Source organism: Bacillus cereus G9842 (assembly GCF_000021305.1).
Lineage (GTDB): Bacteria > Bacillota > Bacilli > Bacillales > Bacillaceae_G > Bacillus_A > Bacillus_A thuringiensis_S.
In genome coordinates this window covers 1923965-1937868 of record NC_011772.1, presented here as the reverse complement: position 1 = coordinate 1937868, position 13904 = coordinate 1923965, and the positions used below count along the sequence as shown (strand labels likewise).

The window sequence follows — 13904 nt, the reverse complement described above, 5'->3', positions numbered from 1 at the left end:
ATCATTAGAGTGTTATTACGTGGAGTATAGTTGTCAGACCTCTTTGTTTTTATCACACATATAGTAACATATTTAGTTGCAAAATAAAAACATATTTTCAAATTGATTTTTTTGAAAATCGAAATTATCTACAATTTTTATTCTCTTACACAAATATTGTTACAATCTCTCCTATTATCCTATCGTTATTTTCAAATAACTTTACACACGTAACATAACAAAAGCCATCCAAGATAATTAGATGGCTTTTGTATGTTACTCTATCGTTTCAACTTCACGTGGATTTTTCATCTCTTCCACATACACAACTCTAAATCCGTGATCTTCTAAATCTTTCAATAATGTCTCTAATTCACCGTCGTTAAACTCTTCTCCTAATGTAAACATAATTCTACGAACTAATAAGGCATCATTATCAAAAGTCATCAAACTTTGAATACCAGTGTATTTCTTTAAAACTGTCGATAACTTTTGAATTGCTCCATTATAGTCTTGCGTTCCAATCATGACAGAGTATTTACTAGAGTGAACGCCCCATGCATCCTCTAATAACTCAAAAACTTTTTTATGCGTTAAAATTCCAAGGAAAATCCCTTTTTCGTCAACTACTGATAAATATGGCAATTTTTTTATTGTAAAAAATACTTTAAAGAAAGATGAATCTTCTCTCACAAATCCTTCTTTATCGTTTAATAATTGTATTACACTCTCATCAAGCGATCCTTTATATTCTAAAATATCTACTTTATATATATTCCCTAAAAATTTCTCTTTTTTTTCATCTAAAACTGGTACACAACGATACCCCGTTTTATTTAAATGCTCTAACGCTTCCCCTATCGTAATCGAACTTGAGCACAGTAAAACTTCCCTTTTCGGCACGTAATTCCCTTTAATCCTCATAAAAAGCCTCCTTATGTTAAAATACTTTCTGTGCCATAACTATATTATATTTTCAGAAAAAAATAAATAATTTATTTTATTTTTCTGAAAATTTTCCATTTTCTTGTCATAATTTATTCATGAATCCTTCACTTGCACTTTCTTCAGCATCTAAAACCCTTCCTCTGAATTCTGAATCACTTCAATGTATCATTTGTACGGACCTAGTTGCTTTTTAGAAAAGTAATGATTTGTCTCCTTACTTTTCATTAATATATTTCCTTTTATAATTAAAAAATAGGTAGCTATTAGAAAGTAGATCACCCCAAATAACCAATCCAAATTTGTAGCCAGATTGTGTAAAAGAATATATCTCATATATACATAACCAATTGGAACATGTAGTAATACAACCGCACCTAATCCCGGATTATATATTGTTTTAGCTTTTATATTCGCAAAAATACCATGCCATATGAATTGAAAAAATCCCATTAAAATAGGTGCCAACCCAAGCCATATTATATTTTGAAAGAAAACCGGGAGTAAATAAAAAACATACGTAATCAAAATATTTATTACCATAGCAGATTGCGTATTTAATGGATAGCGATCTGGTATATCACTTTTAAATATAACTACATTAAATAGACCAGCAAAATAACCTGGCCAACGATACTCTTCAAATTGATGCACTAAAATGGCCACAAAACTTAACCATAACAGTACTTTCATTTCACTCATTTCTCCCAAATTCGCGACTAAACAAACTACGACAACAATAGCGACCACTAATCCTATATCACACCAATGCTTTCTAAAGAAACTAGCCATCTCTATCACCCACTATCTCAATTTTTATAAAAATAGCGTTCAATTAGGAAATCAATCTGTTTTTCTACAGATGGTACTTTTATATCTGCCCCTGATTCGAGAATTGGCATCATTAATGTGGGAAGAAAAATAGATCCAAATATTTGTACTGTCATCATCATTAAAATTTCCTGATCCGTTTCATTCGTTATTTCGCTCAAAATATTCTTCACTTTACTAAAACCTAGCCTCTTCAAAAAATCCCCATATTCGTATTGAGATGTAAATGCCGTAGTTCCCATTGCAATAATCTTCCTAACTAACTTCGGATATTGCCGAATTACTAGTACATAATCCAATAAAAATATTTTTAATCTTTCTTTTGCTGGCACTGTAATATTATCTAAAATAGAAAAAGTGCCTTGAAAGCTAATTAATAAGACTCTAATCGTCTCACTAATCAACTTTTCTTTTGAACCAAAATGGTAATTTACAAGCGCGATATTTACATCTGACAATGCTGCAATTTTTCTTATCGTTACCCTTTCAAAACCTTCTGTTTTAATTAATTCCAATGTTGTATTTAAAATCTTTTCTTTCGTTGATACGTTTTCATTTCCCTCCAATTTATATCCCCCCTCTAGAATTTATTAGTTAAACAAAGATTTAAACACCGTTTAATTACATGGTATCACTTTCAAATTAAAAAAATCTATTTAATCCTTTCGACACTTCCCTACATTTCTCTTCATTCCATACAAAAAGTGTGAAAATGCAAAACTGTTCACGCTTTTTGTATTCGTACTGTTACATACCCATTTCTGCTTTATATTTCATACATAAAATAGATTTCTAAAAAGAATTTAAAACTATCCATCTACCGATACTTAAAGAAAAATATATTGTAACTTGCTCCAAAAACGGCTAAAATAAGAATAAGAATTTTCTGAATATTCCAAGAGTAGGTGGTTATATGTCCTTATTACGCTCACATATATACAAATTAATAATTGGTGTTATTGTTATTTTTGCCATAAGTCCAATTCCAGCTCTTTTTATTACACACAATTACTCTTATCAAAATGGATTTATTAGCATTTTTCAAAACTTCGCACAGCTTTCTTCTATATCAATTCCAAAGGTTGATTGGATGCATGAATCTATCTTTTTCTCAGCAAATCAAATGATACATACTTCTAATCATTCAACACCATTATTCCCTTACATATGGGAAATATATTTTATATCGATTGTTCGTTTTACTTTTACCCTTGCGATCGGATTTTTCATAAGTTTGGGTATCGGCCATTTATTTTTCAAAGTACCTAACTCGTTTAAAAAGTTTACTACTGTATTGAATTGGATACCTTACTCTTTTTGCACTGTAGTATTACAATGTTCAGTCTTATTACTACTTCTATACGTCGGACAATTTATAAACCTTCCTTACTACTCATCTTTTATCATCGTATGTAGTACTTCCATGATTATCGTTATGCAAGCAATAAAAAAATGGATTCCTTTCTTGAAAAACACAAATGAATATGAAATAAAACATGATTCTTTTCTTGTGGATACATTGTTTTTGGCGCTTACTTCGAATCATAAATCAATTTTAGGTTCCATTATTCTTTCATTCGTTTTTATGGAATGCGTTTTTCATACAAGTGGACTGTTACAATTTATCGTTCAATTTGGCGGAAATTCACCCATAATTGTTACAATAGGCTTATTACTACTCTATATCCCATATAGCATACTTTCTTTTCTTCAAACACTATGGACCACAAACTACTCCAAGCAACAGTCATATACTTTAACAAGAAGTGTTCCAAAACCTTAATTTGAAATTACCCTCTATAATCTAAAAGTAAGGGGTTATTCCTTTTGTATAGCGGACAAAATAACAGCAAATTCAAAAACTATTACAGAAACATACCAATATTTACCCTTTTCCTTTGACTATTCTTTTCATTTGGATTTATTATAAAAGTATAACATAATTGCAGGAGGTGACATCTTTATTCCAAACCTTGGAATAGAGAACACACTTGGACATATTAAATATTTTTCTCATATTTGTACTTATTCTTATTTCTGGCTTTTTCGTCGCATCAGAATTCGCTGTTGTAAAAGTACGTAAAAGTCGAATTGACCAACTTGCAAATGAAGGTAATAAACAAGCTTTAGCTGCAAGAAGTGTCCTATCTAATTTAGATGTTTATTTATCAGCTTGTCAACTCGGCATTACGATCACTTCTTTAGGGCTTGGTTGGCTTGGTGAACCGACTGTGGAGCATATGCTACGACCGCTCTTTGAAAAAATTAATATTACTGGAACAATGGCTAACACTTTATCTTTTGTTATTGCTTTTAGTGTTATTACATTTTTCCACGTTGTATTAGGTGAGTTAGTTCCAAAGTCTTTCGCAATTCAAAAAGCAGAAGCAATCACACTCAAATTTGCAAGACCACTTATTTTATTTGATAAAATTATGTATCCATTCATTTGGCTACTAAATAGTGCAGCTATATTTTTCACAAAACTACTCGGATTAGAACCTGCGAAAGAAAATGAACTTGCTCATTCTGAAGAGGAATTGCGACTCATTTTAGGTGAAAGTTTTAAAAGCGGTGAAATAAACCAAACCGAATATAAATATGTAAATAACATTTTTGAATTTGATGATCGAGTTGCGAAAGAAATTATGGTTCCTCGTACCGAAATGATTTGCTTATCTACTGAAAATACGTTAGAAGAAAATATGGATATCGTCGCTACTGAGAAATATACACGCTATCCAATCATTGAAAAAGATAAAGATGATATCATTGGGATGATCAATACGAAAGAAGTATTCCATGATCAAACGAAAGGTATTTATAAACCACTTGAATCTTATATACATCCTGTTCTAACTGTATTTGAAACAGTTCCAATTCGTAAAACGTTAGTCCACCTTCAAAAAAATCGCGTTCAGATGGCAATCGTTATGGATGAATATGGTGGCACTGCCGGACTTTTAACGATGGAAGATATTCTTGAAGAAATCATTGGAGAAATTCAAGATGAATTCGATGCGGATGAACCACCTATGATTGAAAAACGTACACCTAAGCTTACTGTTGTAGATGGAAAGGTACTTATTTCTGAAGTAAATGATATGTTTGGCCTACATATTGATGATAGTGATTTAGATACAATCGGAGGGTGGATTCTCTCTCAAGCAGTTGACTTAAATATTGAAGCTGGCTATTCCATTGAATATGCTGGTTTTCAATTTAAAGTATTAGAACTTGATGGACATCAAGTCAAAAAAGTTGCTGTACATAAACTAGATATTAAAAAGGAGCTATAAAGTGACTGTTTTATTAACAATTTGTATCATTGCCTGTTTCATTGTTTCATTTCTCGCCTTTATTTATCCCATTATCCCTGGCATACTAGCTGTCTGGGCTGGATATTTGATTTACCATTTCGGTATAAATGGAGGAGAATTAACAACTTCTTTTTGGATTATTCAAGTCATTTTCACTCTTTTCATTTTCGTTGCTGATTTTATTGCAAATGGATATTTCTTAAAAAAATACGGTAGTTCTAAATGGGGCGAACGTGTCGGAATGATTTCTATCATTGTTGGATCGTTTTTCTTCCCACCATTCGGACTTATTATCATACCGTTCTTATCAGTATTTATAACAGAACTAGTGCATAAAAAAGCGCCAAAAGATGCCTTTCTAGTTGGAGTCGCTACTGTAGTTGGTTTTTTAAGCAGTACAGTAGCGAAAGCAATTCTCCAAATCATTATGATTATCATCTTCGTATGTTATATCATCTTTTAACCATCCCGACTTCGGGATGGTTTTTTAATATGCAATACCTACTCGGCTATTTTCATATATGTTTTTCTTACATAGATCCCATGCAAAGTGTGCCGTATCACCCACTGTAATTTTTGATCCACCTTCTGGCAATATATCTTTTTCAGTTCGATATACCTCTGTCGCCTCACCATCTATTAAATGTGTCGGACAAACAACTGTCCAACATAAATTATTACTATTACTTAGTACCTTATATGCAGCCAAATGATCTTCTGCTGCTGTTGTCGTTTTCCTTTTGGATTCCGTTGATTGGAAACGATATAAATTTGGATTTGTTCTTGCTTGTAAAATACCGGCTGTTCCTACTGTAATAATTTTATGAACCCCTGCTTCTTCCATTTGCTTTATAATTTGTGGCATACTCTTCGCTAATGTTCTATTTTGATCCGTTCCAAGTGCACTAATTACTATATCACTTCCTTCTATCGCTTTCTTTATATCCTCTTCGTTCAATACATTACCTTCTATAACTCGTAACCTTTCATGTTGTATTTCTATTCTATTTAAATCACGCGCTAATGCAGTCACTTCAGCTGAATCCTTTAATGCTAAATTAATTATATTTGAACCTACTCGTCCTGTTGCTCCCAATATACATACTTTCATTTGTTTTCCCCCTCTTTCATTCTCTTTCTATTTTTCAATAATCTCAATCAATTTACAACAAAAAAGCTTCCTCATATAAAAGAGGAAGCTCTATTATTACATTATTTCTTTTCTTTAGAATCCGTAGACTTCTCAGTTCCGCTTGTTTCTTTATCCTTTTTGTCCTCTTGTTGTGTTGTTGTTTCGTCTTCTTTCTTCTTGTCCTCACCTTTACTACAACCTACCATTAATAAAGAACTTGCAAGTGCCATAGCAGTTAATGATTTAACCCATTTATTCATTTGCGTTTCCCCCTTGTGATAGAATATGTACAACCTCATATTACTCTCTATTTTTAAAGAAGAGATTGAAAAACAGTAAATATACGGTAAATTTTTGTAAATTTTCTGATAACAAAACCTAATTTAAATTTATATATTTCATTTCCAATTGATACACAATAAAACTAGTTTTCCCCTCTCAATGGACGTAAAAAAACTAAGGCGCATACCATTCCGCCTTAGTTTCTCATGCAAACTTTTCATTTTCATATAGATGTGTAATCTTATATTCCTTCTTCATAACATATTGCCACACACTATAAGCGTAACGGTTCATTTTCAAGAAACAATTTTCCAAAAATGAGCGAAACTCCGGATTAGCAACTTCCACTGCAACTTGAGCAAACTTTAAAGCTAATCGTTTCAAGTGCGCAATATAACAGGTTGCAATATGAATATCCCCTGTATATTTACTAACTGTCTCCTTTTCCATTTCATGCAAATCAAACTCCGTTGTTTCACAGGTTATATGCTGCACATTCTCTCCTTCTTGAAAATTTACTTGTTCATTATATGCTTGTAACATATATGGTAAATGGTGCTGTAATAGATTTTTTAATTCTTCGTCTCTGACCTTTCCAGCATACTCTCCAACCTTGTATATTAGCATATAACTATATCTCATTAATTCTTTCATACAGTCCATTAAAGCGCCTCCCTTCTCTTTTGTCCATATGCTATAAATATGATGCTAAAACATTCGCTATTCTTGCTAAAAACCAATCCCATCCACTAATTTTCTCAAAATCTTCTTCAGAAAATCGTTTTGATTTATGAAAGTCTACCTGTAATCGACTCCATACTTCATCAACAACTGTTTTATCATATATGATACAGTTAGACTCGCAATTTAAATAAAAACTTCTATTATCAAAATTCGCTGTCCCAATATCAACAATTTCTCCATCAATGATTGTTACTTTCCCATGAAAGAATCCATTTCGATATTGATAAATCTCCGCTCCAGCATGTAACATATCTTTCAAATATGGATAGGCAGCTTGTTTTAACAATATGGCATCACTTTTAAATGGCACGAGAATTTTTACATTAACACCACGATTTAATGCAGCTTTTAACTCTTTCACCATTTCTTTACTTGGTACAAAATATGGTGTAGCGATAATTAAAGACTTTTTAGCCTTTTTTAAAAGTGTCCCATACTTTTCCCATAAGCCTTTTCCATTTGAAAATAAATATTGATATTTCACATTCCCTAATGTAGGTATACTTTCATGTATAGGCATTTTTTCTCCTGTATCTTCTTTCCAATCTTCGGCGAACTTTCTTTCCATATCCGCTGCACCATCACCATGGATGCGCACGTGATAATCACGCCATGGCCCAAACTTCGGATCTTGTCCAAGGTACTCCTTTCCGATATTAAAGCCACCGACGTATGATATCTTTCCATCTATGGTAACAATGCGTCTATGATTCCGTTGATGCAAAGAATAGAACACATTTTTCAGTTTCAGTTTTTTACTAAATGTAAACTTCACACCGTTTTCCTTTAATCGGCTAATTACCTTTTTCTTCAACTTATATCCGCCTATCCGATCGACTGACAATTTCACTTCTACTCCGCTAGATGCTTTTTTCTCTAATAACTGTAAAAACTCTTGGCTTATTTCATCTTTTCCTACAATATAAAAATGGATATATATATACTTTTCTGCATCGTTTATATCGTCAAATAATTTTCTATATAACTCTTCACCGTTCGTATATAGTTGAAATTCACCTAATCGAACTTGTCCTAATTCATATTCACTAGCCATTTCCTTCCCCATTTCCACATCGATGTTCATCCAAATGAATACACCTATTAAACAAAGAATTATAGCGAAAAAGTGCTTCATGGATAAATTCCTTTCTCCACTTACTGTTATTTCTATATCTTCCCTTTTTTATTACATTATCATTCAAGAAAATATGTCATTGCATGATATATGTCCATATCAAACAATAGCTCATTTGCATATTGTATGTTGTATCTTAAAATAAAAGGAGGAAATAACAATGGGCTTCGCACATGGTAATGGATTTGCGCTACTAGTCGTATTATTTATCCTCTTAATCATCGTCGGTGCTGCTTGCTTCTGCTAAGTAGCTACTGTCATATGATATGTGGATGAAAAAACTATAAAAGCGGACACCTATTTTTAGGTGTCCGCTTTTCATTTTAAAACCATTTCCGCCTACTATAGTAAATTAAATGGCTAAATATTCATCTCAAAAGGTTAACAATGTGGCTACTTTCTTACTCTCTGCCTTACGTATATGACGCTGTTCTGCACGTAACACAGCAATACGATGTAATTCTTTCTCTTCTTCTGTTTCAGGGATAACACGCGGTACAGGAACTGGATTATTTTCCTTACTAAGTGCCACAAAAGTAACGAATGACGTTGCCGCTATACGCTTCTCACCTGAGATTAAATCTTCAGCCACTACCTTCACAAACACTTCCATTGAAGTTCTTCCCGTCCAAATTACGAAAGATTCATAACTAACACAATCTGAAGAACGAACAGGATGTAAGAAATCGACCCAGTCCATAGATGCTGTGACACATTCCTTTCTCGAATGTCTGGATGCTGAAATAGAAGCAACCATATCCATCTCCGCTAATATCTTCCCACCAAATAGCGTGTTATGATCATTTAAATCTGTTGGGAATACTCGGCTCGTTTTGAACACCCTTGACTCATTGGCTGTTTTCCCCTTTACTTCTGTCATTGTTATCACCCCTTTAATGATTTATCCCTAATATTTCAATAATCACTATACGAAATGAACTACACGTTTAATATTAACAACATTCAGAACTTTTAGTCCACAAAAAAGAACCGATCTTATCAATCGGCCCCTCTAAATACATATTGTTCTTTCGGCTGTTCAACTTTATTCCATTTCGTTACTTCTAATACAGGAATATTCGCATGAAACGGCTGATAAAATTCAGTAGAAATTTCTCCCTCTATTTGAATCCAATCATCATTTTTCCATTCTACACCTTCTGGTTTTTTCACTAACATACCATACACACCAGAATCTGCTACACAATGTATAATACCGAAACGGAATAAGAAGTATTGTTCTTTTTTAGAAGAATCATCTCTAAAAACAAACCCTTTAAAAGATAATTTTTTCCCAGTAAACTCGCCAGGATAATTGTAAATTGTTTCCATACCCTTTAGGAAGTCTTCATCTTTCAAATTAATATTGTCTTTCGTAACAAACTCTTTCTTCCCTTTTTCCATTACACCGCGGTATCCTTCTTTCCCGTAATAAATGCTCGTATCAGGTCTTAGAAATTGTCTTGTCATAAATGGATCCTTACTTTCTGCTTGTGCAACAGGAAAATGAAATCCTTTCGCCTTAACAATATCTGAATCTAACGTTGCAATCGGGAAAAATAAGCCTGAGATAATCGGAAAACAAAACAATGAGTACGAAAATGCTTTTTTCCACCATGTATTCTCATCTTTTGAATGATCATGCCCGCAATGGCTATGGTCACAACTGCAATCATTTTTCTCTTTTTCCTTTTGGTGCTCTTTTTGGAAAACGACGATAATTTGTACAATCGTTAAGAAACCTAAAATAATTGCTGCTGTTGTTGATAAATAAGCATACTTCATATTGATATACTTCGTAATGTTACCCGAAATATGAAGCTGCGCAATTAATATTGTAAAACCTAATAATATATACGCTCGAAACATAACCTACCACCCCATCGCATAAATGAGTAGTGAGCTTGCATAAACAACAAGTGTAACTGTAACTGTAACGACAATTACAAATTTCGTTTTAAATGTCGCAAGCATCATAAACATATTTTTAATATCCACCATCGGTCCGTAAACAAGGAACGCGACAAGTGATGCTGTTGAAAATGTACTTTGGAATGATGAAGCAATAAACGCATCCGCTTCTGAACAAAGTGATAATATGTAAGCAAGTCCCATCATAACAGCTGGTGAAGAGAACGGCCCTTGTCCTATAGCAAGAAGTGTTGAAGTTTGTACGAACGTTTGAACTGCAGCTGCAATTAACGCACCTAATACTAAATATTTTCCCATCGAGAAAAATTCCTCAACAGCATGCGTACATACATCCCACATTTTTTTACGTAATGGACGCTTATGATTCACTTCTGGGAAGTGATCATCTCTTAATTGATGTTCTCTAAACATAAATGATAATATAATTCCAACGATAATTGCTACGATAATCGCTACAATAGAACGATACCATACCATGTGCATACTACTTCCAAAGGCAACGTATGTTGCAAATAAAACAACTGGATTAATAATTGGCCCAGTTAACATAAATGCAATCCCCGCATATGGCGGAACCCCTTTTCCGATTAATCGTCTTACAATCGGAACAATTCCACATTCACAACCTGGAAACAACATCCCTAAAAAAGTAGCTACTAAAACAGACAGAAATCGGTTTTTCGGCATCCATTTTGCTACCATATCTTCTGTCACGAACATTTGAATGAATCCTGAAATAAATACACCAATGAGCACGAAAGGAAGTGCTTCGATCAATATGGAGATAAAAATTGTATTCATTTGCAGGAATGCTTTCGGTAATTGAAACAATTCCATGATGTATTTCCTCCAACTTTTCATTAACAATATGTAATTTTAACCCCATTTCATTAATTGGACAAGGTTTATATGGAATACATACCCTTTATATACATTACATTGTACAAGTTATATTCTATTCAAAATTTGAGATTTCATAGCAAAAAAGCTGCTCTAGCGTAGTTATATAACTATGCTAGAGCAGCTTTTTTATCGTTAAAAGTAACGTTTCTTCCAAAAAACAAAAGCTAACGTGAAAGATAGTGTTACACATATGATGAGTACAATTACAAAACCGTGGGCTTCCCCTTCAAACGGAACCTTTACGTTCATTCCAAAGAAACTAGAAACCATCGTCGGTAAAGATAAAATGATCGTAATTGACGTTAACAGTTTCATAACACTATTTAAATTATTTGATATAACGGAGCTAAAAGTATTCATCATTCCACTTAAAATGTGACTATATATTTCCGCCATTTCAATAGCCTGTTTATTTTCAATTAATACATCTTCTAATAAATCTTGATCGTCTTCATACATTTTTAAAAATGTACTATTACGCATTAACTTTTGAATCACAATTTTATTAGCCTTTAATGACGTTGTAAAGTATACTAAACTTTTCTCAAGGCCTAATAATGTGAAAATCTCTTTATTTTTCATTGACTGATTTAATTGATGCTCTAAATCAATTGTTTTTCGATTTATTTGCTTTAAGTATCTTAAATAATAAGTAGAAATCGTATATAAGAGCTGAAGTGCAAAGCGCGTCTTCTTAAACGTATAAAATTCTTTAATACGTTGATTAATAAAACGTTCAAAAATTGGGTTTTCTTCTAAACAAATTGTCACAAAGCAATCTGGCATCACAATCATACCTATTGGAATCGTGTCATAAATCGAATTTCCTTCTTCGTCATGTCTAACTGTCGGAATATCCACGATAATTAAAGTATTATTGTCTTCCTTTTCAATACGAGAGCGTTCTTCATCATCCAAAGGGTCTTTAATGAAATCTAAGTCTACATTTAAAGTTTGTACTAGATATTGAATTTCTTCTTCTGTTGGATGAAGTACATTAATCCAGCACCCCTTTTGCATTTCCTCAATCTCTTGTAGTTTTCCGTTTCGGTCTGTTAAATATATATTTAACATACTATCACCCCGATTCTTTTTACATGTAGGAATCTACCTCTCTTAAATCACAGTTTTTAAACCGCCATTCTCAGCATATGAAACATACGTTTAAATTTCAATAGAAAAATTATTTTGAAAACGTTTTTATAAGAAAAATATTATAAACATAGAAAAAGACAGAGTGCTCTCTGCCTTAAAAGCTTATGTTGCCTTTATAACATATTTAGAAAGCATCCACAAGTTAAACCCAACTGAAATCGTATAGCCCGCGTATGTTGAAATAATAAAACTTACATAATCGAAATACGGAAGCAATACAATATTTAAAACTATTTTCACAATAATTCCAATCACTAGTCCTAGCACCGTCTTCTGCTGTTGATTGATTCCTTGTAGCATAGCAGCCGTTACTGTAAAAAGAGAAAATAGTATGCAAGCAGGAGCATAATACTGTAAAATGATTCTCCCCATCTCTGGATCATTTCCAGCACCGAATAAAAGAGTATATACAGGCTTGGCTAACACAATCATTCCAATTGCAGCCGGCACCGTAATCGCTACTACTAATACATTTGTTCTCGTAAAATGTTTGTACAATAGCTTCGTATTTCCTGCTGTGTAAGCTTTCGTCATCTCTGGTACGAGAGACATACTAAAAGCTGTCGCAACGGATACCGGGATGAGCACAACCATTTGAACAAGACCAATTATCGCATTAATTTTTTCCGCTTCTCCTTGCATATACCCTATTTGTATAAGTAGTTTATTAATTGTAAATGTATCAATAGTCTGATACAACGGAATTGCTAAGCCCACCACAACAAAAGGAATAGAATATGTAAAGAGCTCCTTATACAATGAGAAAAAGGATTTTGTTGTTTGTGGTATACTTGCCATCTCTTTTTTCTTTAAGTGCCTTCTCCTTCTTATATAATATGCACTTAAAACAGTTAATCCACCTACAGCTCCCATAAATGCACCGAACGTTGAAATACCAACCGCTAATGAAACAGACGCTTTTAAAACATATAAAACGACAAAGCTTCCTATTAAAATGGTTAAAACCCGAAAAAATTGCTCTACAACTACACTTAATGCAGAAGGCCCCATCGATTGGAATCCTTGAAAGAAGCCCCTTAATAAACTCATTACTGGCACAAGTATTAACGCAAAACTTACAATTCGAATATTAGTAGTAACCGCTCCTACACTATTCCCCGTTTGATCATTTCCATCGATGACAAGCTTAGCTAAATGCGGAGCTAGCATATATAACGTAAAACACGAAATGACTCCCATTATAAACATAAACACGATTCCACTTTTCAACACTCTCTTAACCGTATGATAATCATTCAGTTGATCATATTTTGATACCATTTTTGAAACTGCAAGTGGTAATCCCATTGTCGCAATGCTGAGCATAATTGTATAGGGGCGATATGCATACGTATATAAAACGTACCCACTCGTACCGACCATTGCTGTAAATGGTATAACATATATAAACCCTAACATTTTTGATATCATCGTTGCCATCGTTAAAAATATCGTTCCACGTATAAACGGTGACCCTTTCATCACATTCCTCCGCTACGCTTTATTATTATACATTATGGACAACTCTTTTTTTTTAGAACCGAAC

Annotated in this window: 16 protein-coding genes; 4 read left to right on the top strand and 12 right to left on the bottom strand. The window is 33.1% G+C overall.

Going from position 1 to position 13904, the window contains the following annotated elements:
- Positions 1–255 precede the first annotated feature (255 nt).
- The 3 genes from cbpA to BCG9842_RS09775 form a co-directional block, all read right to left on the bottom strand.
- Positions 256–903: a cyclic di-AMP binding protein CbpA gene (cbpA, locus tag BCG9842_RS09785; RefSeq protein ID WP_001220522.1), complete on the bottom strand. Its 648-nt coding sequence runs from the start codon at positions 901–903 to the stop codon at positions 256–258.
- Positions 904–1092: 189 nt separating this feature from the next.
- Entirely contained in the window at positions 1093–1716 is a 624-nt protein-coding gene (locus BCG9842_RS09780) for an HXXEE domain-containing protein (protein WP_000135769.1), read from the bottom strand.
- Positions 1717–1733: 17 nt separating this feature from the next.
- Positions 1734–2321 (bottom strand): TetR/AcrR family transcriptional regulator, encoded by a 588-nt coding sequence (locus BCG9842_RS09775; protein WP_000398854.1) that lies wholly within the window; start codon positions 2319–2321, stop codon positions 1734–1736.
- Between the two features lie 347 nt (positions 2322–2668).
- On the opposite strand from BCG9842_RS09775, the gene BCG9842_RS09770 reads away from it, so the two are divergent.
- The 3 genes from BCG9842_RS09770 (at position 2669) to BCG9842_RS09760 (ending at position 5538) form a co-directional block, all read left to right on the top strand.
- Positions 2669–3538, top strand: coding sequence for a hypothetical protein (locus BCG9842_RS09770; protein WP_000055308.1), 870 nt, complete (start codon positions 2669–2671; stop codon positions 3536–3538).
- A gap of 208 nt (positions 3539–3746) precedes the next feature.
- A complete protein-coding gene (locus BCG9842_RS09765; RefSeq protein WP_000353743.1) occupies positions 3747–5054 on the top strand; it encodes a hemolysin family protein in 1308 nt (435 codons plus the stop codon).
- 1 nt (position 5055) lies between these two features.
- Positions 5056–5538 carry a DUF456 domain-containing protein gene (locus BCG9842_RS09760; RefSeq protein WP_000217335.1) on the top strand — a complete coding sequence of 161 codons (483 nt, stop codon included), beginning with the start codon at positions 5056–5058 and terminating at the stop codon, positions 5536–5538.
- 24 nt (positions 5539–5562) lie between these two features.
- Here BCG9842_RS09760 and BCG9842_RS09755 read toward each other — a convergent pair whose 3' ends face one another.
- From BCG9842_RS09755 to cls, 4 genes are all read right to left on the bottom strand, one after another.
- Positions 5563–6186: an NAD(P)-dependent oxidoreductase gene (locus BCG9842_RS09755; RefSeq protein ID WP_000861641.1), complete on the bottom strand. Its 624-nt coding sequence runs from the start codon at positions 6184–6186 to the stop codon at positions 5563–5565.
- A gap of 101 nt (positions 6187–6287) precedes the next feature.
- Complete coding sequence (locus tag BCG9842_RS09750; protein WP_001045962.1) at positions 6288–6467, bottom strand: hypothetical protein; 180 nt, start codon at positions 6465–6467, stop codon at positions 6288–6290.
- A 226-nt stretch (positions 6468–6693) separates the two neighbouring features.
- Positions 6694–7152 (bottom strand): spore coat protein, encoded by a 459-nt coding sequence (locus tag BCG9842_RS09745; RefSeq protein WP_000340541.1) that lies wholly within the window; start codon positions 7150–7152, stop codon positions 6694–6696.
- Positions 7153–7183: 31 nt separating this feature from the next.
- The gene (gene cls, locus BCG9842_RS09740) at positions 7184–8368 is read right to left on the bottom strand and encodes a cardiolipin synthase (RefSeq protein ID WP_000680093.1); all 1185 of its coding nucleotides are present in this window, start codon (positions 8366–8368) and stop codon (positions 7184–7186) included.
- Between the two features lie 160 nt (positions 8369–8528).
- On the opposite strand from cls, the gene BCG9842_RS29585 reads away from it, so the two are divergent.
- Positions 8529–8615 carry a YjcZ family sporulation protein gene (locus BCG9842_RS29585; protein WP_000505094.1) on the top strand — a complete coding sequence of 29 codons (87 nt, stop codon included), beginning with the start codon at positions 8529–8531 and terminating at the stop codon, positions 8613–8615.
- Positions 8616–8741: 126 nt separating this feature from the next.
- Here the strand turns inward: BCG9842_RS29585 and BCG9842_RS09735 are convergent, their stop codons facing one another.
- From BCG9842_RS09735 to BCG9842_RS09715, 5 genes are all read right to left on the bottom strand, one after another.
- Positions 8742–9248, bottom strand: a complete 507-nt coding sequence (locus BCG9842_RS09735) for an acyl-CoA thioesterase (RefSeq protein ID WP_000141164.1) — start codon at positions 9246–9248, stop codon at positions 8742–8744.
- Between the two features lie 119 nt (positions 9249–9367).
- Entirely contained in the window at positions 9368–10237 is an 870-nt protein-coding gene (locus tag BCG9842_RS09730) for a TIGR03943 family putative permease subunit (RefSeq protein WP_000488058.1), read from the bottom strand.
- Between the two features lie 3 nt (positions 10238–10240).
- Positions 10241–11137, bottom strand: a complete 897-nt coding sequence (locus BCG9842_RS09725) for a permease (protein WP_000418726.1) — start codon at positions 11135–11137, stop codon at positions 10241–10243.
- A 198-nt stretch (positions 11138–11335) separates the two neighbouring features.
- On the bottom strand, positions 11336–12277 hold the full coding sequence (locus tag BCG9842_RS09720; RefSeq protein WP_000932389.1) for a magnesium transporter CorA family protein: 942 nt from the start codon (positions 12275–12277) through the stop codon (positions 11336–11338).
- A 183-nt stretch (positions 12278–12460) separates the two neighbouring features.
- The gene (locus BCG9842_RS09715) at positions 12461–13840 is read right to left on the bottom strand and encodes a putative polysaccharide biosynthesis protein (protein ID WP_000678844.1); all 1380 of its coding nucleotides are present in this window, start codon (positions 13838–13840) and stop codon (positions 12461–12463) included.
- Positions 13841–13904 lie beyond the last annotated feature (64 nt).

Bases quoted from the DNA above. Each gene is read 5' to 3' on its own strand.
- cls (WP_000680093.1), bottom strand. From the start codon at position 8,368: ATGAAGCACTTTTTCGCTATAATTCTTTGTTTAATAGGTGTATTCATT.
- BCG9842_RS09715 (WP_000678844.1), bottom strand. From the start codon at position 13,840: ATGAAAGGGTCACCGTTTATACGTGGAACGATATTTTTAACGATGGCA.
- BCG9842_RS09780 (WP_000135769.1), bottom strand. From the start codon at position 1,716: ATGGCTAGTTTCTTTAGAAAGCATTGGTGTGATATAGGATTAGTGGTC.
- BCG9842_RS09720 (WP_000932389.1), bottom strand. From the start codon at position 12,277: ATGTTAAATATATATTTAACAGACCGAAACGGAAAACTACAAGAGATT.
- BCG9842_RS09750 (WP_001045962.1), bottom strand. From the start codon at position 6,467: ATGAATAAATGGGTTAAATCATTAACTGCTATGGCACTTGCAAGTTCT.
- BCG9842_RS09730 (WP_000488058.1), bottom strand. From the start codon at position 10,237: ATGTTTCGAGCGTATATATTATTAGGTTTTACAATATTAATTGCGCAG.
- BCG9842_RS09755 (WP_000861641.1), bottom strand. From the start codon at position 6,186: ATGAAAGTATGTATATTGGGAGCAACAGGACGAGTAGGTTCAAATATA.
- BCG9842_RS09725 (WP_000418726.1), bottom strand. From the start codon at position 11,137: ATGGAATTGTTTCAATTACCGAAAGCATTCCTGCAAATGAATACAATT.
- BCG9842_RS29585 (WP_000505094.1), top strand. From the start codon at position 8,529: ATGGGCTTCGCACATGGTAATGGATTTGCGCTACTAGTCGTATTATTT.
- BCG9842_RS09735 (WP_000141164.1), bottom strand. From the start codon at position 9,248: ATGACAGAAGTAAAGGGGAAAACAGCCAATGAGTCAAGGGTGTTCAAA.
- cbpA (WP_001220522.1), bottom strand. From the start codon at position 903: ATGAGGATTAAAGGGAATTACGTGCCGAAAAGGGAAGTTTTACTGTGC.
- BCG9842_RS09770 (WP_000055308.1), top strand. From the start codon at position 2,669: ATGTCCTTATTACGCTCACATATATACAAATTAATAATTGGTGTTATT.
- BCG9842_RS09745 (WP_000340541.1), bottom strand. From the start codon at position 7,152: ATGGACTGTATGAAAGAATTAATGAGATATAGTTATATGCTAATATAC.